This is a genomic window from Arthrobacter cryoconiti (genome assembly GCF_020905375.1).
Taxonomy (GTDB): Bacteria; Actinomycetota; Actinomycetes; order Actinomycetales; family Micrococcaceae; genus Specibacter; species Specibacter cryoconiti.
This window is the reverse complement of sequence record NZ_JAJJBU010000007.1, coordinates 60,694-81,585: the sequence shown is the minus strand read 5'-3', so window position 1 is coordinate 81,585 and position 20,892 is coordinate 60,694. Positions and strand designations below refer to the sequence as shown.

The 20,892-nt window shown below is 60.1% G+C and carries 21 protein-coding genes; 7 read left to right on the top strand and 14 right to left on the bottom strand.

The window, feature by feature from the left end; translation table 11 throughout:
* Positions 1-59: 59 nt before the first annotated feature.
* The 4 genes from LOH53_RS05025 (at position 60) to LOH53_RS05010 (ending at position 4,046) form a co-directional block, all read left to right on the top strand.
* Positions 60-809 carry a response regulator transcription factor gene (locus LOH53_RS05025; protein WP_230066639.1) on the top strand — a complete coding sequence of 250 codons (750 nt, stop codon included), beginning with the start codon at positions 60-62 and terminating at the stop codon, positions 807-809.
* Positions 800-2,305: a sensor histidine kinase gene (locus LOH53_RS05020; protein ID WP_230066638.1), complete on the top strand. Its 1,506-nt coding sequence runs from the start codon at positions 800-802 to the stop codon at positions 2,303-2,305. The genes LOH53_RS05025 and LOH53_RS05020 overlap by 10 nt, the downstream gene beginning before the upstream one ends.
* Before the next feature lie 68 nt (positions 2,306-2,373).
* Positions 2,374-3,045: a DUF4232 domain-containing protein gene (locus LOH53_RS05015; RefSeq protein ID WP_230066637.1), complete on the top strand. Its 672-nt coding sequence runs from the start codon at positions 2,374-2,376 to the stop codon at positions 3,043-3,045.
* On the top strand, positions 3,042-4,046 hold the full coding sequence (locus tag LOH53_RS05010) for a phosphotransferase family protein (RefSeq protein WP_230066636.1): 1,005 nt from the start codon (positions 3,042-3,044) through the stop codon (positions 4,044-4,046). The genes LOH53_RS05015 and LOH53_RS05010 overlap by 4 nt, the downstream gene beginning before the upstream one ends.
* 14 nt (positions 4,047-4,060) lie before the next feature.
* On the opposite strand, the gene LOH53_RS05005 is transcribed toward LOH53_RS05010, so the two are convergent.
* Positions 4,061-4,744 (bottom strand): hypothetical protein, encoded by a 684-nt coding sequence (locus LOH53_RS05005; protein ID WP_230066635.1) that lies wholly within the window; start codon positions 4,742-4,744, stop codon positions 4,061-4,063.
* Positions 4,745-4,889: 145 nt separating this feature from the next.
* Between LOH53_RS05005 and LOH53_RS05000 the strand changes: the two genes are divergently transcribed.
* Positions 4,890-9,737 (top strand): DNA glycosylase AlkZ-like family protein, encoded by a 4,848-nt coding sequence (locus tag LOH53_RS05000; protein ID WP_230066693.1) that lies wholly within the window; start codon positions 4,890-4,892, stop codon positions 9,735-9,737.
* A complete protein-coding gene (locus LOH53_RS04995) occupies positions 9,730-10,542 on the top strand; it encodes a DNA-formamidopyrimidine glycosylase family protein (protein WP_230066634.1) in 813 nt (270 codons plus the stop codon). Before LOH53_RS05000 ends, LOH53_RS04995 begins: the two co-directional genes overlap by 8 nt.
* On the opposite strand, the gene LOH53_RS04990 is transcribed toward LOH53_RS04995, so the two are convergent.
* Positions 10,509-11,687 (bottom strand): MFS transporter, encoded by a 1,179-nt coding sequence (locus tag LOH53_RS04990; RefSeq protein ID WP_230066633.1) that lies wholly within the window; start codon positions 11,685-11,687, stop codon positions 10,509-10,511. The two genes, LOH53_RS04995 and LOH53_RS04990, sit on opposite strands and share 34 nt — an antisense overlap.
* 207 nt (positions 11,688-11,894) lie before the next feature.
* Here LOH53_RS04990 and LOH53_RS04985 point away from each other — a divergent pair, with 207 nt between their 5' ends.
* Entirely contained in the window at positions 11,895-12,815 is a 921-nt protein-coding gene (locus tag LOH53_RS04985) for a pseudouridine synthase (protein WP_230066692.1), read from the top strand.
* 26 nt (positions 12,816-12,841) lie between these two features.
* Here LOH53_RS04985 and LOH53_RS04980 read toward each other — a convergent pair whose 3' ends face one another.
* From LOH53_RS04980 to ppc, 12 genes are all read right to left on the bottom strand, one after another.
* Positions 12,842-13,180 (bottom strand): hypothetical protein, encoded by a 339-nt coding sequence (locus LOH53_RS04980; RefSeq protein ID WP_230066632.1) that lies wholly within the window; start codon positions 13,178-13,180, stop codon positions 12,842-12,844.
* A complete protein-coding gene (locus LOH53_RS04975) occupies positions 13,177-13,758 on the bottom strand; it encodes an Asp23/Gls24 family envelope stress response protein (RefSeq protein ID WP_230066631.1) in 582 nt (193 codons plus the stop codon). Before LOH53_RS04975 ends, LOH53_RS04980 begins: the two co-directional genes overlap by 4 nt.
* The gene (locus LOH53_RS04970) at positions 13,755-14,324 is read right to left on the bottom strand and encodes an RNA polymerase sigma factor (protein ID WP_230066630.1); all 570 of its coding nucleotides are present in this window, start codon (positions 14,322-14,324) and stop codon (positions 13,755-13,757) included. Before LOH53_RS04970 ends, LOH53_RS04975 begins: the two co-directional genes overlap by 4 nt.
* Before the next feature lie 141 nt (positions 14,325-14,465).
* A complete protein-coding gene (locus LOH53_RS04965) occupies positions 14,466-14,723 on the bottom strand; it encodes a GlsB/YeaQ/YmgE family stress response membrane protein (protein ID WP_230066629.1) in 258 nt (85 codons plus the stop codon).
* Positions 14,724-14,793: 70 nt separating this feature from the next.
* A complete protein-coding gene (locus LOH53_RS04960; RefSeq protein WP_230066628.1) occupies positions 14,794-15,021 on the bottom strand; it encodes a CsbD family protein in 228 nt (75 codons plus the stop codon).
* A gap of 45 nt (positions 15,022-15,066) precedes the next feature.
* Positions 15,067-15,678, bottom strand: coding sequence for a hypothetical protein (locus LOH53_RS04955; RefSeq protein WP_230066627.1), 612 nt, complete (start codon positions 15,676-15,678; stop codon positions 15,067-15,069).
* Entirely contained in the window at positions 15,675-16,256 is a 582-nt protein-coding gene (locus tag LOH53_RS04950) for a DUF6286 domain-containing protein (protein WP_230066626.1), read from the bottom strand. The genes LOH53_RS04955 and LOH53_RS04950 overlap by 4 nt, the downstream gene beginning before the upstream one ends.
* Entirely contained in the window at positions 16,253-16,684 is a 432-nt protein-coding gene (locus LOH53_RS04945) for a hypothetical protein (RefSeq protein WP_230066625.1), read from the bottom strand. Before LOH53_RS04945 ends, LOH53_RS04950 begins: the two co-directional genes overlap by 4 nt.
* Positions 16,681-16,872, bottom strand: a complete 192-nt coding sequence (locus LOH53_RS04940) for a DUF2273 domain-containing protein (RefSeq protein ID WP_230066624.1) — start codon at positions 16,870-16,872, stop codon at positions 16,681-16,683. The genes LOH53_RS04945 and LOH53_RS04940 overlap by 4 nt, the downstream gene beginning before the upstream one ends.
* Entirely contained in the window at positions 16,869-17,363 is a 495-nt protein-coding gene (locus LOH53_RS04935; protein WP_230066623.1) for an Asp23/Gls24 family envelope stress response protein, read from the bottom strand. The genes LOH53_RS04940 and LOH53_RS04935 overlap by 4 nt, the downstream gene beginning before the upstream one ends.
* Positions 17,364-17,503: 140 nt before the next feature.
* Entirely contained in the window at positions 17,504-17,809 is a 306-nt protein-coding gene (locus LOH53_RS04930) for a hypothetical protein (protein WP_230066622.1), read from the bottom strand.
* 150 nt (positions 17,810-17,959) lie between these two features.
* A complete protein-coding gene (gene ppc, locus LOH53_RS04925; RefSeq protein ID WP_230066621.1) occupies positions 17,960-20,767 on the bottom strand; it encodes a phosphoenolpyruvate carboxylase in 2,808 nt (935 codons plus the stop codon).
* Positions 20,768-20,892 lie beyond the last annotated feature (125 nt).

Here is a 20,892-nt window from a genome sequence, read left to right as displayed (position 1 = left end):
ACAGCTAACCCCCAGCAATCATTCAGCTATCCCCGTGTCAGAGGTCAGATAATGAAGGCATGTCCCTACCTTTCCATGCCAGCACCAACGCCAACGGCCTCGCCAGGCTAACCCGGCCCGGCGGAGAACCAATCCGAGCACTCGTGGTTGACGATGAGCCCGCATTGGCGGATCTGATGCGCATGGGACTTGAGCTAGCGGGCTGGCAGATCGCGGTGGCCCACGAGGGCCAGTCAGCGCTGAAGACTGCACGCTCATTTCATCCTGACGTCCTGGTGCTCGATGTCATGATGCCCGGCATGGACGGGGTGGAACTCTTGGGCCGTATACGCACTATCTACCCGGACATTCCGGCCTTGTTCCTGACAGCGAAGGATGCTGTGGCAGATAAATTGACTGGCTTGGCCGCCGGGGGTGACGACTACGTTACGAAGCCCTTCAGTATGGAAGAAGTCCTGTTACGCCTGCACAGGATTGTCCAGCGGGCTGGCGTCACCGCCGCCAACTCCTCCGAACTCACCGTAGGGGATTTGACGCTGAATCGGGAGACCCGGGAAGCCTCCCGCACCGGGAATGAAATAACGCTCACCAGCACAGAGTTTGACCTATTGGAATACCTCATGGAAAACCCCCGCCATGTCCTGAGCAAGGCCCGCATCCTTGACCGGGTCTGGGACTATGACTTTGGCGGCCAAAGCAACATCGTGGAGCTCTATATCTCCTACCTGCGCAAGAAAGTTGACGCGAACAACGAGCCCATGATCCACACTGTCCGCGGCGCCGGCTACGTCATCAAACCATGTCCGTAAACACCAGCCGCCAGTACATCACACGCAGAGCCCGTGACACGGCACTCCATTTAGCCCATCCCGGCCGCTGGCACCTGCGTACCCGTCTTGTTGCCGTGATGGTAGCTCTCCTGACCGTCATCTGCATCCTGGTTGGCATGGTCAGCTTCACCACCACTAGCGTGACCCTCAACAGCCAGCTCAACGCAGCCGTCCGGGCGGCTACGCTACGCACCAATCAGTTCTCTTCCGGGCTATCCCCCCGCGAAGGCAGTACGCCCAGGGACCCACTTACTGCCCGGGCCACCAGCGCTGGTCAGCTAAGCGCTGTCATCAGCGACGGCGTCGTCTATGCAGGAATCCTTGCCTCCAGCGGCAACCGCCAGGAACTGAGGCCTGCCGATGCCAAAATTCTTGCCGCGCTACCCACCACCGGCATTTTGACTGACCGGCAGCTCACGATTGGTCACTACCGACTCCAGGCCGCCATAGGTCCGCACAACACCGTGATGATCACCGGCTTGCCTCTCGCCGCCACCGAGCAGACTCTCGCCACCTTGGTCCTCACCATGTCCTTGGTATCACTGGCAGGCCTGGCCATCCTGAGCCTGGCCGGGACCGTCATCATCCGGCGCAATATGCGTCCGCTGGAGAAGCTCTCCAGCGTCGCCACCAGGGTCGCTAATTTGCCGCTCGACGCCGGCGACGTTGCCTTGAGCGTGCGCGTCCCGGAAAGCGCCGCGCATCCCGGCACAGAAGTGGGCAATGTGGGGTACGCGTTCAACGCCATGCTCGAAAACGTCTCCCATGCCCTTCAAGCCCGCCAGCGCAGTGAAACGAAAGTGCGCCGTTTTGTGGCCGATGCCAGCCATGAACTACGCACACCACTGACGGCAATCCGCGGCTACACCGAACTGATGGCGATGACAGAGTCCCTCACCCCGGACGGCAAAATCTCCCTCGGCAGAGTCACGGCACAGTCGCTGCGCATGAGTCGATTGGTGGAGGATCTGCTCACACTGGCCCGGCTCGACGACGGCCAACCACTGGCGCTGCGCACCTTAGACCTCACACCCCTAGTCCTTGACTCCATCAGTGACGTCCGCGTGGGCGCTCCCTTGCACCACTGGAAATTTGAGGTTCCCGACGCTCCCGTCAATGTCAAAGGCGACGACGGCCAACTCAAACAGGTACTGCTCAATCTGCTTTCCAACGCAGCCAAGCACACACCAACTGGCACCACCGTCACCACCACCTTGTCCCGTGAACCCGATGGGACGGCAGTGGTGCAGGTCAGCAACGATGGTCCCGCCATTGATCCGGCATTCTTGGAGATCATTTTCGACAGATTCTCCCGCGCCGACCAAGCGCGGGTGGGCGCCCAAGGCAGCACAGGTCTAGGCCTGAGCATCGTCCAGGCCATCATGACCGTCCATGACGGAACTGCCAGCGCCACCAGCGTGCCGGGCAAGACGTCTTTCACGCTACGGTTCCCACCGCTACACGGTCATGTTTAGGGTAAGTGTGCCGCGCCGCGCCGCGCTCCACAGTTGACTTGAACGTCTCAGACGCGAAAAGTGGAGCCATGAGCGCACACCAGGAACACATGCACACCGCCTCCGGTCAATCCAGCCGTCCTCTCTCCCGGACAGCTGCTGGCATCTCAACGGCCGCCGTGGCACTGGGTCTGGTGCTAGCCCTTTCCGGATGCGGAGCATCGACGCCCAAAACACCAACCTCCGTCGATACCACGGCGAGCGCTGCAGCAACCAGCTCAGCCGCAAAAACGACGTCGGCCGCTCCGAGTCCCACACCGACACCAGCCGCCCCCGCCGCCCCAGCACTGTGTACTGCGGCGTCCTTAGCCGGCTCGATCGACAGTTCCGGTGGCGGTGCGGCAGGGCACGTCTACATGAAGTTGATTGTCAAGAACACCTCCACCGCGGCCTGTATTCTAGATGGCTACCCCGGTGTCTCCATGGTAAAAGCAGGCACAGACACTCCCCTTGGGGCGCCTGCCGTCCGGGATGCACAGGCCCCGTCAACCGGGCCCATCACCCTTACACCGGGACAGAGTTCGGCGGCAGTGCTGGCCTACACCCAGTCTGGTAACTACCAAAATTGCATGCATGTGAGCGCTGATGCCATCATGGTCTACCCGCCCAGCGCCACCGACAAGCTGGAGATCGCGCACCCCTTGGATGCTTGCAGCAACGTTGACATTAATCTGCTGAGCATCGGCGCTTTCCAGCCGTGACCCCCACCCCGGGAATCACCGTCTTCCCCGGCGCCCCGGATCACTTGATGCGAATGGTTCACGCCGCCTTTGGTGATCCTGCCCATCCCGGTACGCCCGGCGTTGAGGGCGTAAAAGTCCTCTCTGCCGCGGAACAAAAACTAACCTTCCAAGTGGATCTCTCCTCACGGGCGCCGGTAGTGCTGCGGGTGTGCCCTGAAGCAAGCCGTGAGATTCGAAGCGACCGCCGGCAGACTCCGATTGCCGTGGCTGGCGTGGATTCTCCGACGCCCCTTGCCGAGTTCATGCCGAAAATTCTCTTGACCGACTTCAGCCAAACTGTCATTGAGCGAAGCTTCCGTTTTGAGGAGTTTCTTCCGGGAGGTACGGCTAGCGAACTGTTGGACGGTTTTGCGCAGACCGAACCATTCTTCGAACAATTTGGCGGCATACTTGGACGGCTTCATGCTGTGCAGGGCCCCGGATACGGTCCACTTCAGGGGCCACTGTTTGCGAGCTGGAGCCAGGCTCTCAGAGCTAGGTTCGCTGCCATGGTGACGGATTTAAACCACGCCGGGTTGGCGTTCAACGATATTCGCACCGTCTCCATGCTGCTAGAACGCAATGCGGAAACGGTTGACGCCGCAGCCGATGCTGCCGGTGGGCCCCGACTTCTGCACGGGAACTTATGGCTTAGGAACGTTCTGTTGGAACCCGACTGCCCGCATCCTAGGATTACGGGGCTGGTTGGCTTGGACTGCGGATCATGGGGCAGCCCGCTAGAAGATTTTTCATTGCAGCAACTGCGGCGCCGTAATCCCGACGAAAGGGCCGCCTTTTGGCGTGGCTATGGCACAGCGGCCGGGGAGGGGGCCCGCACTGGAGCTCAGGAGTTCTTTCTCCTGGCCCGTCGGGTAGGAGAGGCCAGACTGGAGTACCACCGTCTGGGTCAGGACAACAAAGTTGAAGCCACCTACCCCAGGCTGGAACACGCGCTAGACGTATTCCTCTCGCAACGTTGAGTCGCCAAGGGTTCCTACTTCGAGGAACTCCAGAAATTTGGCCGCTCGTTGTTGTCGAACTCTTCAAACAAGCCAACAAAACCTGGATCACTGTCCAAGGACTCGCGGCGGCGTCCATGCCGGAGCACAAAGAGTCGGTTTGCACTGAACGCTAGGAACGTGGCGGCGACCAGATGCATGGCGCCACCCCACACGTCCACCGCAACCACCATGGCCAAGAACCCCGTCACGAACACTGCGCCCCCGGCAGTCACGAGCAGCCTCAAACGCTCAAAATAGCCGTAAACTCCCAGCGCTGCGCCCAGTATCACCCACGGCCCACAGCCGTTGAGAAAAGGGATGAAAGAACTCAGAACCACACCGAGTAACGCCCCACCAGCTAGATACAGATAGTTATTGCGCGGGGCCACCCACCAGGAAGGATTGCGCCATAGCCAGGCGGAACTTATGCCCCCGGCGATTAAAGTTCCCACTACGAAGACGCTGGCGGAAGAGCCATTTCCGCGGTCCGCCATCATGCTAACGGCCCCCGCGAACAGAAGAAGAGCAGCTAAACAAAGAAGGGGCACCCAGTTGTTCCCCACATGCCGTGTTTGCACTGCCGCTTGCCTTTCCCTCTCAGTAGCACTGTCATGGAGCGCTGTCATGGAGCACTGTCCGGGCGCCACCAGAGGACGAGGATCAGCAATGGCAATCATTGCCACTCCTACGGCAAGATTACAGCGCTACACCGACACCCCCTGAACGGACGGGCCGACGCTAGGAGAATCGTTATGGACTCGCGTCTTTGTCAGAGTTGTGCGGCATGATGGAGCCGTGAGAACAAAAGTGTCCAAAGCTGTGATGAGTCGATTCACGCCATCAGCCCGTGAATGGTTTCTTGGCGCTTTCGCCTCCCCCACACCCGTCCAGACGGAAGCTTGGGAGTCAATTGCCCAAGGTGCACATTCCCTCGTTGTGGCACCTACGGGATCCGGCAAAACACTGGCCGCGTTCCTTTGGGCTCTGGACGGCCTCATTGCAGGACGTCAGTTGCCCGGTGCTACGCCGGCGGAGCCCACCCACGATCCCACGCCCTCAGTTCCGGCAGCAGCCACGGTCCGCGCAGCTCCGGCCGCCAAAACTGGTGGGACTTCTGTTCTGTATATTTCTCCGCTGAAAGCCTTGGGAATTGACGTGGAACGTAACCTTCGCGCCCCGTTGGTTGGTATCACGCAAACCGCAAAACGGCTGGGTCTAGACGCCCCCAACGTCAGCGTAGGAGTTCGCTCCGGAGACACTCCCGCCAACGAACGCCGCCGGTTGCTCAGCCATCCACCAGATATCTTGATCACCACACCCGAATCATTGTTCCTGATGCTCACCTCCAAGGCACGAGCCACCTTGACCGACGTCCACACCATCATCATCGATGAAGTCCACGCCGTGGCAGGAACCAAGCGGGGCGCACACTTGGCTGTGTCCTTGGAGCGCCTCGATGCTTTGCTGGAGCGACCAGCACAGCGGATAGGCCTGTCCGCGACTGTGGAGCCGCGCGAAACCGTGGCCGGTTTTCTCGGCGGCTGCGCGCCTGTGCGGATAGTGGCCCCTGCCAGCCATAAAAACTGGAACCTGAGTGTCACCGTCCCTGTGGCAGACATGACTCAACTTCCTGAACTGGCCGTCGCTAACCAGCAAGAACCCTCCTCCGGTCTGGCGGCGAACGCCTCCATTTGGCCGCATGTGGAGGAGAAAATTGTGGACGCCGTCCTGGCCAATAACTCCACCATTGTCTTCGCCAACTCACGTCGTCTCGCCGAACGGCTCACCGCGCGACTCAACGAGATCTATGTTCAGCGCCTGGAAGTGGCTGAGCTCAGGCATGACGGTGCTGCCGCGGCAAACAGCGAACCGTGGCATGCTCCGAGGAACGCACAGAGCCCGGCTAGATTACCAGCGCAGATCATGGCGCAGGCCGGCGCCGTTGCCGGAGCACCCGATGTGCTGGCCAAGGCGCACCACGGATCTGTCTCGAAAGAACAGCGAGCACTGATTGAGGACGACTTGAAGTCAGGCCGCCTGCGCTGCGTAGTGGCCACATCAAGTCTGGAGCTGGGTATTGATATGGGGGCTGTGGACCTGGTCATCCAGGTCGAGTCCCCACCGTCGGTGGCCAGCGGGCTCCAACGCGTGGGACGGGCAGGCCACCAGGTGGGCGAGGTCTCCCAGGGTCTGCTCTTTCCCAAGCACCGCGCAGACCTGCTGCACTCCGCCGTCACGGTTGAGAGAATGCTCGCAGGGCACATTGAGCCACTCAAAGTTCCCCTGAACCCACTGGATATATTGGCCCAACAAACCGTGGCCGCCACCGCACTGGAGACCCTCGATGTGGACACGTGGTTTAACACCATCCGGCGCAGCGCCCCGTTTTTAGCCCTCCCACGCTCCGCCTATGACGCAACGTTGGATCTGTTGGCCGGCCGTTACCCCTCCGACGAGTTTGCCGAACTACGCCCGCGCATCATCTGGGACAGGACTGCCGGCACTATCACCGGTCGCCCGGGCGCCCAACGCCTGGCAGTCACATCAGGCGGAACCATCCCGGACCGGGGACTATTTGGCGTGTTCATAGTCCCCTCCGGTTCCCAAGCCCCGCAGGCCCGGTCCGGGTCCCTTGCCGGCGGGAGCCCAGCGGACGACGACGCCGGTTCCACGTCTAAAGCTGCCAACGCCGCCAACGCTTCCAAGGGCGGACGTCGAGTAGGCGAACTCGACGAGGAAATGGTCTACGAATCCCGTGTGGGGGACGTCTTTGCCCTCGGCGCCACCAGTTGGAAGATCGAGAACATCACCTTTGACCGCGTGCTGGTCAGCCCTGCCTTCGGTCAACCCGGCAAGCTACCTTTCTGGAAAGGTGATTCCCTGGGCCGCCCGGTGGAACTGGGCCGGGCCTTGGGAGCGTTCATCCGCGAACTCAGTGCAGCCCCGCGCAAGGATGCACTGGCACGATGCCTGGCCACTGGACTGGACGACTGGGCCGCCAGCAACCTGCTCGGCTACCTTGATGAACAAAAAGCTGCCACCACTGTGGTCCCGGATGATCGCACACTCATGGTGGAGCGGTTCCACGACGAACTTGGCGACTGGCGCGTGGTACTGCACAGCCCCTTTGGCATGCCAGTGCACGCACCCTGGGCACTAGCTGTCGCTGCACGCCTACACGAAAAGTACGGGATGGACGGCTCAGCAATGGCCTCCGACGATGGGATTGTGCTGCGCGTTCCCATGATGGACGACGAACCCCCGGGAGCTGACCTCTTTCTCTTCGAATCTGAGGAACTAGACGGGATTGTCACGGCCGAGGTGGGCGGCTCCGCGTTATTTGCCAGTCGCTTCCGCGAGTGCGCCGCCCGTGCCTTGCTCCTGCCACGACAAAACCCCGGCAAGCGCTCACCCTTGTGGCAACAACGCCAACGCTCCGCCCAATTATTGGATGTGGCCCGTAAGTATCCTAAATTCCCCATCGTGTTGGAGACTGTGCGCGAATGTCTCCAAGACGTTTATGACCTCCCCGCGCTGAAGAGTATTGCTACAGCGATCGAACGACGCGAGCTGCGAATCGTCGAAACCACCACAGCTCAGCCATCCCCCTTCGCCCGCTCCCTACTTTTTGGCTATGTGGCATCTTTTCTTTACGAGGGTGATTCTCCCCTAGCTGAACGCCGCGCTGCGGCGCTCTCACTAGACCCGGCACTGCTGGATGAGCTGCTGGGCAGGGCCGAACTACGTGAGCTTTTGGACCCACAGGTCATTGCAAGCACCGAAGCGCAACTGCAGCGACTGGCTCCGGACCGCCGCGCCCGGGGGCTAGAAGGTGTGGCCGATTTGCTGCGCCTGCTCGGTCCGCTCAGTGTTGAGGAAGTGACGGCACGGCTAAACCCCGATGACACGGATGCAACGCCCGCTGCTTCCCATCTTCGCGAACTAGTCACGGCGAACCGCGCACTGCGTGTGAACATGGTCGGGGAGGAACGTTTCGCCGCAATTGAGGACGCAGCACGGCTCCGTGACGCATTGGGCATCCCGCTCCCCATGGGCGTGCCGTTGGCGTTTATAGAACCAGTTGAGGATCCGCTGGGAGATCTAATCTCTCGCTATGCCCGCACTCACGGCCCTTTCACCGCTGCACAGGTGGCTGTACATCTGGGCCTCGGCGTTGCAGTGGTTCAGTCAGGATTGGCACGGCTGGCCGCAGACAAGCGAGTCAGCGAGGGTGAATTCTTACCAGAAAAATCTGATTCTGGTGCCTCGGAATGGTGCGATGTTGAGGTCCTACGCAGGCTTCGACGCCGATCACTTGCGGCTCTACGTGCCGAGGTAGAACCCGTGGACGCGGCCACGTTCGCCCGGTTCTTGCCTGCATTCCAACATGTAGGTGCAGCTGCCAGCGCACCCGCATTGCGTGGTTTGGACGGTCTGCTCACGGTAGTTGATCAACTAGCTGGTGTGCCCATTCCAGCATCAGCGTGGGAGCCGCTCGTCTTAGCGCAACGCGTGGCGGACTACCGCCCTGCCATGCTCGATGAACTGATGGCGACAGGGGAGGTCATGGTCTCCGGATCCGGCGCCTTGGGTGGCAGCGACGGTTGGTTGAGCCTGCATATGGCGGAGTCAGCCGAACTGACGCTGAACGCTCCAACAGACTTTGCACCCACCGATTTAGCGCAGCGGACCCTCTCCGGGCTATCCGGCGGCGGCGCATATTTCCTCCATCAGCTCCGCGAGATGGTGATGCAGGGACCTGCAGAGGTTCCCTCCGATGCGGAGCTCACAGCTGCCCTCTGGGAACTTTTCTGGGCTGGGCAGATCACCAACGACACCTTTCTTCCAGTCCGCGCCCTCCTTTCCGGTGGGCATACGGCACATAAGCAAAAACCCGCCCCATCACGTTTGCGCCCGGCCCGTTCCGGACGGTACGCCAGGCTGTCAGGCAGGGCATCGGGCATGCAGCGCAGCGCACCACCCCAAGGGGCTGGCCGGTGGAGTGCGCTTCCCGCGGCATTCGGACCAGAAAGCACAGAACCGAGCACCCACACCACGGTGCGCAGTCACGCTCTGGCTGAGCTGTTCCTTGACCGGTATGGGGTAATCACCCGCGGTTCCGTCATGAATCAAGGGGTCCCCGGAGGCTTCGCGCTCATGTACAAGGTACTGGCACGGCTGGAAGAATCCGGAAAATGCCGCCGTGGCTATTTCATCGAACATTTGGGCGCAGCTCAGTTCGCGGTCTCTGCCACGGTGGACCGGCTTCGCACTTTTAGCGAAGACGCCACCTTGAATCCGCGCCCGCCGCAAGCATTGGCGCTCGCCGCCACCGACCCCGCGAACCCGTACGGTGCCGCCCTGGGGTGGCCGCCCCTGGATTCCGGACATAGGCCCGGGCGCAAGGTCGGCGCGCTGGTGGTGATGGTCGACGGCGCCCTGGTCCTGTACGTAGAACGAGGCGGCAAGACGCTGCTGTGCTTTAGCGAAGACGAGGCCGCAATATCCTTGGCAGCCCAGGCCCTGGTTAAGATTGTCCAGCGTGGAGCCGTAGACAAGCTGGCGATCGCCAAGGTCAACGGAGCAGGTATTTTGGACACTCCACTCTCCGCGGCTTTGCTGGCCGCCGGCGCCTATTCCACGCCGCAGGGGGTGCGGATCCGTGCCTGAGGGCGATACCGTTTGGCGCCAGGCCCGGGACCTTCGGGCAGTCTTAGCCGGAGAAGAACTAATTTCCTGCGATTTCAGGGTGCCTGCATATGCAACCCTTGATCTGTCCGGAGAGACTGTTGACGCCGTTGAGTCCCGTGGCAAGCATTTACTCATGTTTGTGGGTGGTCTGGTGGTCCATTCCCACCTCTCCATGGAAGGCCACTGGGACATTTACCCGGCACCGACCGGGGGCAGGCCCACACGCTGGAGGAAGCCCGCCTTCGCTGCCCGAGTGGTGCTCGTTTCCCATTTGGCCACAGCCGTGGGATTTTCTCTGGGCAAGCTGGAAGTCCTGCGGAAGGAAGAGGTAGAAAACGCCGTCGGACATCTGGGACCAGACTTACTGGGACCGGGCTGGGACACTGACCAGGCCCTGCTACGGATACTCGCTGATCCCACAAGAGCCGTAGGACTGGCACTTCTGGACCAGCGAAACCTTGCCGGAATCGGAAATATCTACCGCAATGAGCTGTGCTTTTTAGGCAAGGTCCACCCTGCTGTGCCCGTAGCCCAAGTACCTTCGCTAGAGCGCATGATCGATCTCGCGAAGCGGCTCCTGGAAGCCAATAAAGACCGTCCTCGTCGAGCCACCACCGGCGGTCCTGCCCAACGCGACGCTGCACTGTGGGTTTACGGACTAGCGGGAAAACCCTGCAAAAAATGTGGTTCGATTATTCGACATGACACCATGGCAGATCCGGAATTCCCCTTGCGGGCCGCCCGCGATATCTACTTTTGTCCGCGCTGCCAGCCCACACTCTGACGCGGCGTGGTTGGCACATGCAAAAATGCCGAAAGGATCAGTGCCACGACCGGTACGCCAATGAGCACAGTGAGCGTCAAGTGCAAGTTTGTGGCGTCGGCCAACGCCCCGAGAACGGGGTTGAAAAGCCCACCCACTGTCACTGCCAAACCAACCGTGACACCGCTGGCCGTCCCCACACGGTTGGGCAGATAATTCTGTCCCAAGATGACGAAGACGCTAAAGGGAACGAAAATGCACACCCCGCTCAGTGCCACAAAAATGAGTGCAACGTGCCATTCGGTGGCACTGACTAAACCGATCATTACAGGGATGGCGAACGCGAAGCCGTAGCGGATGGAGACCAGCGCACCAAAGCGGTCTGCAAGCCAACCGCCCAACAGTGTCCCGCACGCACCCGAAGCCAAAAAGACTGTGAGTGCGGCCCCGCCAATCTCCTGTGACGTCCCCAGATCATGAATGAAGTACAGCGCCAGAAAAGAACTTAGCCCAAAAAACGCGATAGAGCGCACCACGACGATTGCCGTTAGTTTCAAAAACTCCGGCCAATTGTCCTCGCCTTTAGGCATGGTGGAGGCAATCCTGGCCCCCGCCGGCCCGTCCAGTACCGGGCCCAGCCGTTTAACCAGAATCCCTGCCATCACCAATGCCGGCAATACCAGCAGAGCCGTTCCCTTCAGGCCACACCACAACAGCACCGGCGTGGCAATGAAGGTGCCCAAGGCGAACCCAATATTGCCGCCCAAAGCAAAGACACTCATGCCACGATTGCTGTCTCCTGATGCGCGTCTGGCGGCACTGGCAGCGGAGGGGTGGAATGCGGCGATACCCAGACCAGAAATGGCAATCATCACCCACGTGAGCGCATAGCTGGGGAACAAGCCAGCCAAGCCCACCCCCAAAGCAGCCGTGGTCATTCCTGCAGGGATGAGCCAGCGTCGGGGCTTCTTATCGCTCCACACGCCAAAAGCCGGCTGTACGACCGATGAAAGCATGGTGGCCGCCAAAGTTAGTCCGGCCACAGCCGCGTAGCTGTAGTGCCTCTCTATAACCAAGAAGGGGAGCATCGCTGGGACGATCCCCTGATAGAGGTCATCAACTAGATGCGCGGAAGACATCATGGCGATGCCCCGTCGATTTACCACTGAAAAGGCCTCCTCGCCGTGCCAAAGCTCCGGCGAACCATTTTGCCCGTACCGTCGCCCTAAATTTTACTCCGTCCTGGCCCGCACGGCGTCACGACCCATTCTGGCCCTGGACACGTCTCACGTCTCACACCGTCCGGCGTCCGGCGTCCGGCGTCCGGCGTCCGGCGTCCGGCGTCCGGCAATGGTGGGTACCCTTGGAAGGTGATGAAATCCCCCCTTCCCGTGCGCGACGGCGTTAATGCCACCCGCATGCGCATGCCTGAAGACGGGCCCTGGGCCACCGCCATGGAGTATGTACTGGACAAATTCGGCCACGTGGACCCGGAGGGGATCGTATCTCGATTTGAACGTGGAGAAGTCAAAGCACTTGGCGGTGAAACCCTGACACCACAAACACCCCTGAACGAGCACTTGTTCATCTGGTACTACCGGGAATTGCCCGTAGAAAAGCGTCTACCGGTGGAATTGACAGTCCTACACCAGGATGAGGATCTAGTGGTGGTGGATAAACCGCATTTTCTTCCCACCACACCTGGAGGCATGTACGTCCAGGAATCAGCACTGGTTCGCCTGCGCGTTCTGCTAGACGCACCTGATCTGATCCCCATTCACCGTTTGGACCGTATGACAGCTGGCGTTTTGCTGTTCTCCGCAAACCCACAAACTCGGGGCAAGTACCAGCTGTTGTTTGAAAAAAGACGCATTCAAAAGTCGTATCGGGCTGTGGCGCCGGTACGCCAGGAACTTGAGTTCCCACTGGAAATAAGTAGCCGGATGATCAAATCCCGTACCTACTTACTGGCCCAGGAGGTGACCGGGGAGCCCAATGCACACACGCGGATCGAGCTACTGGACACCCGTACGGACCCAGATTCGGGACTCACCCTGGGATTCTATAATTTGCAACCGCATACGGGGAAAACACACCAGCTGCGCGTTCATCTGGCATCTTTGGGCATCGGCATTTTGAACGACTCATTTTACCCTGTCCTTCACGAGCAGGCTCCGGATGATTACAGCAAGCCACTGCAACTACTGGCCCACAGCATCTCCTTCACCGACCCCCTTACCGGCAAAGCGGCGTCGTACTCATCCAAACGCAAACTCTCCGCATTCCCCCGCTAAGAGACCCTATTTTGCGCTGGGAAGCTCTACACACTGATCGCGGAAATCTCCACGGCCGCAACGACGTCCACATCCGGCTGTACGGACTTTACGTGGGTGCGGATCGTCGCTGCGACTGCGCGTGCCAGCGCTGGAGCCGGAACAGACCCGTCCGCTCCGATCCGGAGCCGGACCGTCATCACCGGGTTGGCGCCGCTCCTATCCGTGGAACAGTCCACAAATTGTAGCTGTCCGCTGGCTCCGTCTTGGCCCAACAAGGACCCCAATTGGCTGACCACGTTTTTCCATAGTGGATCGACCACGAAAACAGCGCTAATGCCATCCATCCCAAGGACGAGTTGGTGAATTTCTGCTTCCACGCTCACTGAGGTTCTCCTTCATCAACGGCGCCATCAAGTGGAGCGCGCACACCGGTGAATGCCACGTTCACCGCCACAACGTTCAAATCGGAGTGTACTAACAGTTCGGCCAGCACGGCGCTACGGAGTTCCTGTGCCACCGTAGGCAGCCGATACCCGTACTGCGTTGACACATCAATGTTCACCTCGACCGGAGCGCCAGCGACTGTTACGTCCCCGGCTAACCGGCACCGCCCAATCAGCACTCCGCCTAAGGAGTCGCCCACAGCGCGAATCATGGCAATCACGGCCCCTTCCGTCTCCGTCAACGTATCCAACGCCCCACCATCGAGTGGAATCGAACGTCCGGCACGCGTTTCAAGTCGCAGATTGGCCACCACCGAATCTAACCAACCAGCCTCGCTGGCCGTGGCAATGTCATCGTGAAGCAAGTCCTGGGCCAGCGCTCCCAGACTGCGCAGTCCGGCGAGCCGTGCCTGGCATTGTGGGCAATTCTCAATATGGACAAAGTCCGTGGAGATCCCAGTCTCGAGATAGTCACTGAGGTCTTCGATGCTCCTGCCGCAACTTTCTGTGGGGTTCATCGCCATTCCTCCATTTCTTTCACAAGCGTGGTTCGAGCCCTGGCCAGCCGGCCACGGACACTAGCGGCGCTGATACCCAGCGTCTGGCCGATTTCCTCATAGGAGGCACCACCAAATTCTTTGAGCACCCAACATCTTCGTTGTTCTGCTGGTAGTCCCCGGAGCGCACGGTTCAAGGCCGCTCCCTGGGATCCGGCCACGGCCAATTGTTCCGGCGTGGGCATGTTATCCGGAGCCTCTGGATGATCATCAACGTTCCCGTGCGACTTTCGACGCCGCCCGGCATCGACTGCCCGGTTCGCCACAATCCGCATGAGCCACGCTTTGACGGCGGTACCCTCGCGCAACTTGGACATATCTGTCCAGGCGGTGATCAGCGCGTCTTGAACGACGTCGTCGGCCTCATCTACCGAACGTGTCAGGCGCCGCGCATAGGCGCGCATCAGCGGGCCGTACCTGCGGGTCAGCGTTTCAAAAGCAGCCACATCTCCGTCCGCTGCTCGCTCCGCCAGCAACGCGTCCGGAGCCTGCGTCAGGACATCTTGCCGTTCTTGGAATTCTTTCACCAGCTCGTGCCCTTTCCTGGTGTTCTCCTATAGATCTCGCCTATAAGGCTATGAGGTTAAACGGTCACTAGCCTGTGAACGGCGTAGGCCGGCAGAGCGAATATCTCTGCCGGCCTACGCATTTATTCATTTTTCGTGATCCTACTTGCGACCTCTGATGGCACCGTAAGCGGCGGCTACAACCAGCCCACCCACTATTGCCAGCAGCCACGTGCGCAGGTCAAAGAACGAGCCGAGGTCGGTGTTGAAGATCAGCGAACCGATCCAGCCACCAACAATGGCACCAACCACGCCGAGGATGATGCTGGTAACCCAGCCGCCTCCCACTTTGCCCGGCATAACGGCCTTGACAATGGCTCCAACGATGAGGCCAAGAATGATGAATCCAAAGAATCCCATGAGGTTCTCCTTAAGTGCTAAGTGATGATTTTTCTAATTATTTCTGACGCACGCAATTACTTGATGAAGATTACTTGGTAAAACCGTCTTTGAGCTTATCGGCGGCATCCTTGATGTCTTCGCTAACTTTATGCGCGGCGTCCTTGATTTTCTCGCCAGCCTGTTTGGCCTTGGCAGAAACCTGATCTGCGCGTCCCTCATTCTCCAGCTCAGAATCACCGAGCAGCTTGCCAGCGCCTTCCTTGGCCGAGCCGATACCTTCTTCAGCGCTGTTATTGAGCTTCTCATGCAAACCCATAATGTCCTCCTTATAAGCAATTGTTTATACAACGTCAGTAATTGTTTATGCAACCCGCATGGTGCGGGAGAATTTTGCCCGAGTGCCAGCAGTAATACGCACCAGCACCGGGAGCTGAATACCAAGCAATCCATCCAGCCCGTCCACTACCTGGCCGACGGCGTCCATCAGCTCAGTTGGTGAGGCGCCAGTGCGCGCTTGAATAGTGAGCTTAAGCCCGGTCTCGCCGTGGCTGGACCTTACTCGCCAAGACTGAGCCGATGCGTAGAGCACCGCCGCGTTAGCAGCCAATGCTGCTTTGACAGCTTGGTCCGCGACGTTCGCATCCACGGCGGTGGCGCCATCTGGAGCCTCTGTCCGAGCCAGTTGATTACTGCGCCCGGAACCTTGGGAAGCAATCCACCAGACCAGCAGTGCCCCCAACGTCAACAAGAGCGCAACTACGGCCGCCGTCCACCAGCTAACGTCCGACTCGAGTATCCGGGCCGCACCCAGTTCTTCCTGGATGCGGGCCCAGACCCGGGTTCCGGTCCGGGTCCAGGCTAGGGCGAATCCCCTGCTGGTCCCGGCTACTGCGGCGAGCGCGCCTGCTGCGAGCAGGAGGACACCGAGTACACCCAACAATGCCCGGTTCAATCCGCGATGGGTGCTGTTCATGCGCCCACCGCCGTATCCTGGGCATTGGTAACCGACACCGCCAATGGGCGTCGGAGTTCATAGCCCGACGTGTGCTTCTGCACAGCCGCACGCACGGCTTCCGTATCCACAGCCCGGCCTGAGGCGGGGTCCAGCACCACATGAACGCGCTTGCGGCCCACGCTGCTGGTGACCTGTTCCGGTGCTAGCCCTGCTGCGTTGCGGGCGATGCGTGAAATGGCGCCCGCTAGCACTTGAGAGTCAACCACGACGGCGGACCTTGGGTTGGCAAGGACGTGTCTGGACTTGCGCCCAGGCAGGATCGCGGCAGAGACGAGCACCAGTCCCAACAACACCAACACAGCAGCGGCCCCCCACAGGGCTGCGGGAAGAGTATCAGTGGCCAGCGCAGCCGTGCGCTCAGCAAGCTCGGCAGGAGAGAGGGTCAGTGGTGCATTGCCCGTCATCGAGAGCACCAACTCCACTACCAACCACAGGATCAGAATCAGTAGAACTGCCCCCGAAACGATGGAAAGCGCCGAGCGGGCCGAGTGTGTTTCACGCCGCGATAAACGTCGAATCAGTGTTGACTGGCTCATGCAACCCTCCTTGTGCGTGTGTGGTGTCCGTTATGGATGCCGGTAAACCTGACGTCCACGCGACTGACGATTGTTCCCGCTAGTTCTTGCATGCGGGCAGTCAGCACTGCCCTGGACGCCGCCGCCCGCTCAAACACGGTGGCACCGCCCGTCTCCGCTTCGGCTAAGTAACCTGGGCCACGGTTTTGGCGCCCGTCGCCACCTGGGCCAGGCAGGGACAAAGCTAGAGCCAGCGAGACGATCAGGGAACCCTGCTCATCACCGAGCACTGCGCGTACTTCACCCCGGGGAACATCAAAGGCGTGGGCCGCAATGGCTGCCGCAAGATGCTCCATGGCGCCGGTGGAAATGCTGGTGTAACCGACACGCGCGCGGTGGTGATTGTGGGAATTTCCGCGCTCCACCGCCGTTGGCGTGCCGACGGTCATGACGAAGTGCGCTTGCCTTGAAGGGCGTCCAGCACCCCGCGCAGGTTCAACTTGCCATCCATGACACGGCCAACGATTGCCCCGGCGGCCATGAAGAAAGCCACCAGTAACATCGCCCAAAAGCCAAAGGCTAGGGCCGTAATGGCCAGCGTGGCACCGATGAGGGTGCCTGCAATGGCCCCCGTCATGAGACGCGAGATTCCCGTGCGGCGAGCTGGCCGGCGTCATCGGCGCGCTTGGGCTGCGCGGGCTTGACCTGCGCGGGCTTATCGTCGGCGTCATCGGATTCAATGTGGATATCCGTGATGGTCACGTTGACCTCCGTGACATCCATACCCACGACGTCCTCAACGGCTGCGTAGATAGCCTCGCGGACGTCGTCGGCCACCTTCTGCAAGGGATGCGGGTACTCGACCACGATGGTCACGTCGACGGCGACTTGAGTCTGCCCAACTTCGACGTTGATACCTTGGGTCAGGTCTTTCTGACCGACAGCCTCACGCAGTGTGCCAAGGGCGCGGGCAGCCCCGCCGCCGAGCGCGTAAACACCGGGGATGTCGGCTGCAGCGATACCTGCAATTTTCGCTACGACACCGTCGGCCACGGTCGTGGTGCCACGGTTTGCGTCTAAGACCTTTGCCGCGCTCTGCGGGTTCTTGGGCTGAGGCTGAGTAGTCAAAATAATCACTCCTGATGTGGCTGGCTTTGATAGTTCCTTATGGTCTGCGTCGATTGACGCCTACACAAGTAAGTCGTAATGGGAACTAAAATCGTCACGGTCGCATTTATGTGATCTAGGTCACAACCAAATTCAGGGTGTCAAAGGGTTAGCCATTTACCCGCAGAACGACGGTAGGTACGCAGCACACCGGTGGTCGCGACGGAGTTAACCCCGTGTGCCAAGGAGGCAGCCGTATCGCGTGCACTGCGGTTCTCGGAGTCGTATTCGCTAGCCTCCACCATGAAACGGATGGTGATGCGTGGGACTCCAGCAACAACGTCGAGCTGGTTTGCCTCCACCACATGAGAGGAGCCAACGACCGCGATGGCCATATCCATGACCTCACCCGGGGCATGGCCGGGGCGCAGGCCGGTGATCTGAAGCGTGGCGCGAAAAGAAGGCATGGTTCCAAGCTTAAGGGTTGCCAACCGGGACGCCTGCCGACCCGCAGTAAGGCAGGTTTTGGCGGTGGGGTGGGCGTCGCCGCGGACACCCGACGAAGTCGCGTATTGCGCGGTGCGGGCAGCAGCTCCTACCCTGCGGAGCGGCGGTTCTTACCCCGTATTGCGCAGACCGGCCGCCACACCGTTCACTGTGATGAGCATGGCTCGCTGCAGACGCTCGTCAAGCTCAGTATTCGTTTTCTCAGCGTCCCGAATGCGGCGTAACAGCTCCACCTGAAGGTAGGAGATGGGGTCCAAATATTGATCCCGCACATCGAGGGAGCGCTTGAGCACCGGCTGGCGATCCAGCAGCTCTGTTTCGCCGTTCAAGAGTCGAAGCTCGGCCACGGTGAGCTCATACTCGGCGCGGATAGTGGTGAACAAGTGTTGTAACGGTGCCGGAACAAGGGTACGCACATAGTGGGCTGCGATTTCCATATCCGTCTTGGCCAGCGTCATCTCCACGTTGGAGAGCGTGGAGGAAAAGAAATGCCAGTTGGCGATCATTTCCGCCAGCTCGTCTCCGCGGCCTGCTTCCCGTGCCGCCTTTAGACCGGATCCCACACCAAACCAGCCCGGCACTATCTGCCGGGACTGGGTCCAGCCAAACACCCACGGGATAGCCCGCAGTCCGCCAAGTCCAGCTCCGGAGTCCGGGCGTTTAGAGGGCCGGGAGCCGATGTTCAAGCTGCCAAGCTGCTCCACCGGCGTGGAAGCCATGAAGTAGGCGGGCAGGTCCTTGTCCAAGATCAAGTCTCGATAACTGGCGAAGGCGGCGTCGGAGACTATTTCCATGACGTCCCCGTACCGCAATAGATCGTCCTCACCATGGCGAGGTGCCCGGTGCAGCGCCGAGCCTTGCATAACAGCTGCCAGCGATAACTCTAGGTTTTCTCGGGCCAGCTCGGGCAATGAGTATTTATCGGAAATAACCTCACCCTGTTCTGTGAACTTGATGGCACCTTCAAGAACACCATTGGGCTGAGCCAAAATGGCATCATAAGTGGGGCCGCCACCACGCCCTACGGAGCCACCCCGACCGTGGAACATGCGCACGCTCACACCGTGTTTAGTGGCAACTTCACGCAGTTTTCGTTGCGTTTTGTGGATTTCCCACTGGCTGGTCATGACCCCTGATTCCTTATTGGAATCCGAGTATCCGAGCATGATCTCCTGGACATCACCGCGCAGGCGCACCAATTCGCGGTACGACGGGTCAGAAAGTAGCTGGTCAACGATCTGCGCCGAGGATCGAAGCTCATCCACCGTTTCCAACAGCGGAGCAAAGCCGATCTTCGCATACCTGTTGGGCCCGGTCAGCGCGATCAAGCCAGCCTCGCGGGCCAGAACAGCGGGCGCCAAGACATCGTCGGCACCCCTCGTCATGGAAATAATGTAGGTCTCCACAACATCTGGGCCATAGGTACGCAGTGCCCGGCGCACCACCCGGAAGACGTCGTACGTGCCGTTCGCACCGCCGTCGAGCTTAATGGGGTGACCAGAAAGTGGGCGGCGGCTGGCCAGTTCGACGCTGAGCGCGTGGAGGCGTTCAGCCCGGTCCAGGTCCGCATACGGCTTAGCCAAGTCCCCGACGCGATCCATGAGCTGGCCCACGGCCTCATGATGATGATCAGCATGTTCGCGAATGTCCAAAGTGGCAAGGTGCAGGCCGAAGGAGGAAATGACACGAACGACGCTGGCGAGGGCTCCGTCAGCTACGAGCGTGGCCCGATTATTGCGCAGCGAGGAATCCAACAATTGGAAGTCTGCGATCAGCTCGGCAGTGCTCGCATAATCGCGCCCATGTTCATGGTAGGCATCCGCAGCGGCGCGCTTGCGTGTGTTCAAGAGTTTTGCCTTGATACAGGTGAGCTTGAGACGGTACGGCTCTTGCGCATTTAGCACCAGGACACGGGCATCCAAGCCGGGAAGATTCGCCAAATCTGTGGCAATCGAATCGGTAAGCTCCGCGTCTGCACCCGTGAGAGTGCTGGAGTTGGATAAGACACTAAGTAATTCATCAATCAAGGCAATACTGATCTTGATCGCGTTAGCGTTTTGCAACACCAGGACCTCCCTGGTGACCTCAGAAGTCACATTCGGGTTGCCGTCGCGGTCACCGCCAATCCAGGAGCCAAAGCGCAACGGTGCAGCATTCGGTGCGAGCACCACGCCGCGCTCCGCCAGCAGTTCGCTGAGCTCTGTAAGGACCTCGGGCATGGCATCGCTAAAAATATTCTTCAGGTAGTAAATGGCGTTGCGGGCCTCGTCCAGAGGAGTCGGTGCAATCTGGCGCAGCTCATCCGTCTGCCACATCTGGTCTATGACTTCGGCAAGTTTGCGGTCCTGGCGACGCCGGATGGTGCTGCCGTCCACGGACGGAGTCGCAAGGATGTCAGAGATCTTGCGGACTTTATCCAAAACGGAGCGCCGCGACGCCTCCGTCGGATGGGCGGTGAAAATAGGCCGAACATCCAGTGCGTTAACAACTTTTTGCAACGTTTCGGTGCCGGCCTGCTCTGCGATCTCTTTGACAGTTCTGGCGAGCCAACCATCTTTGTCCTCGCGCGTCCGCAAACTGCGGACGCGATGGACCTGTTCGGCCGCGTTGGCCAGGTGAAAGTAAAACGCGAAAGCACGCACCAACTCTGTTGCCTGCTCAAGCGGCAGGGACGCAAGTACCTCGCGAACCTGCTCAGCGACGTCGTTGGCGCTCCAGGGCCCAGTGCCAGTTTCGCCCCGGGCAGCTTCTTTGGACTCCTTGGTCAGCAGGCGCACCTGCTCCACCAAGGCCAGTAACTCGGGTCCGTGCTGGCGGACCAGTGACTCACCGAGCAGGGTACTGACCCGCCGCACATCACGGCGTAGCTCCGTGTCTTCGGTGGTCTCGGCCGGGGTGGCAGGGCGTTCTGAACTCATGAGTGCGCGTCCTTTACGGTCTGTAATTGCCAGGATCGTATGCTGCGCTGGATACGGTGTAAGTCAGTGGATAGACACTTTGGATACTACTGTGCCAACGCTCACACGGGCCAGACCGTCTCACA

What these genes read in the sequence shown, in the direction of transcription:
- LOH53_RS05025 (WP_230066639.1), top strand. Translation starts at nt 60, where the DNA reads ATGTCCCTACCTTTCCATGCCAGCACCAACGCCAACGGCCTCGCCAGG.
- LOH53_RS05020 (WP_230066638.1), top strand. Translation starts at nt 800, where the DNA reads ATGTCCGTAAACACCAGCCGCCAGTACATCACACGCAGAGCCCGTGAC.
- LOH53_RS05015 (WP_230066637.1), top strand. Translation starts at nt 2,374, where the DNA reads ATGAGCGCACACCAGGAACACATGCACACCGCCTCCGGTCAATCCAGC.
- LOH53_RS05005 (WP_230066635.1), bottom strand. Translation starts at nt 4,744, where the DNA reads ATGATTGCCATTGCTGATCCTCGTCCTCTGGTGGCGCCCGGACAGTGC.
- LOH53_RS05000 (WP_230066693.1), top strand. Translation starts at nt 4,890, where the DNA reads ATGAGTCGATTCACGCCATCAGCCCGTGAATGGTTTCTTGGCGCTTTC.
- LOH53_RS04985 (WP_230066692.1), top strand. Translation starts at nt 11,895, where the DNA reads ATGAAATCCCCCCTTCCCGTGCGCGACGGCGTTAATGCCACCCGCATG.
- LOH53_RS04975 (WP_230066631.1), bottom strand. Translation starts at nt 13,758, where the DNA reads ATGAACCCCACAGAAAGTTGCGGCAGGAGCATCGAAGACCTCAGTGAC.
- LOH53_RS04965 (WP_230066629.1), bottom strand. Translation starts at nt 14,723, where the DNA reads ATGGGATTCTTTGGATTCATCATTCTTGGCCTCATCGTTGGAGCCATT.
- LOH53_RS04960 (WP_230066628.1), bottom strand. Translation starts at nt 15,021, where the DNA reads ATGGGTTTGCATGAGAAGCTCAATAACAGCGCTGAAGAAGGTATCGGC.
- LOH53_RS04955 (WP_230066627.1), bottom strand. Translation starts at nt 15,678, where the DNA reads ATGAACAGCACCCATCGCGGATTGAACCGGGCATTGTTGGGTGTACTC.
- LOH53_RS04950 (WP_230066626.1), bottom strand. Translation starts at nt 16,256, where the DNA reads ATGAGCCAGTCAACACTGATTCGACGTTTATCGCGGCGTGAAACACAC.
- LOH53_RS04945 (WP_230066625.1), bottom strand. Translation starts at nt 16,684, where the DNA reads ATGACCGTCGGCACGCCAACGGCGGTGGAGCGCGGAAATTCCCACAAT.
- LOH53_RS04940 (WP_230066624.1), bottom strand. Translation starts at nt 16,872, where the DNA reads ATGACGGGGGCCATTGCAGGCACCCTCATCGGTGCCACGCTGGCCATT.
- LOH53_RS04930 (WP_230066622.1), bottom strand. Translation starts at nt 17,809, where the DNA reads ATGCCTTCTTTTCGCGCCACGCTTCAGATCACCGGCCTGCGCCCCGGC.
- ppc (WP_230066621.1), bottom strand. Translation starts at nt 20,767, where the DNA reads ATGAGTTCAGAACGCCCTGCCACCCCGGCCGAGACCACCGAAGACACG.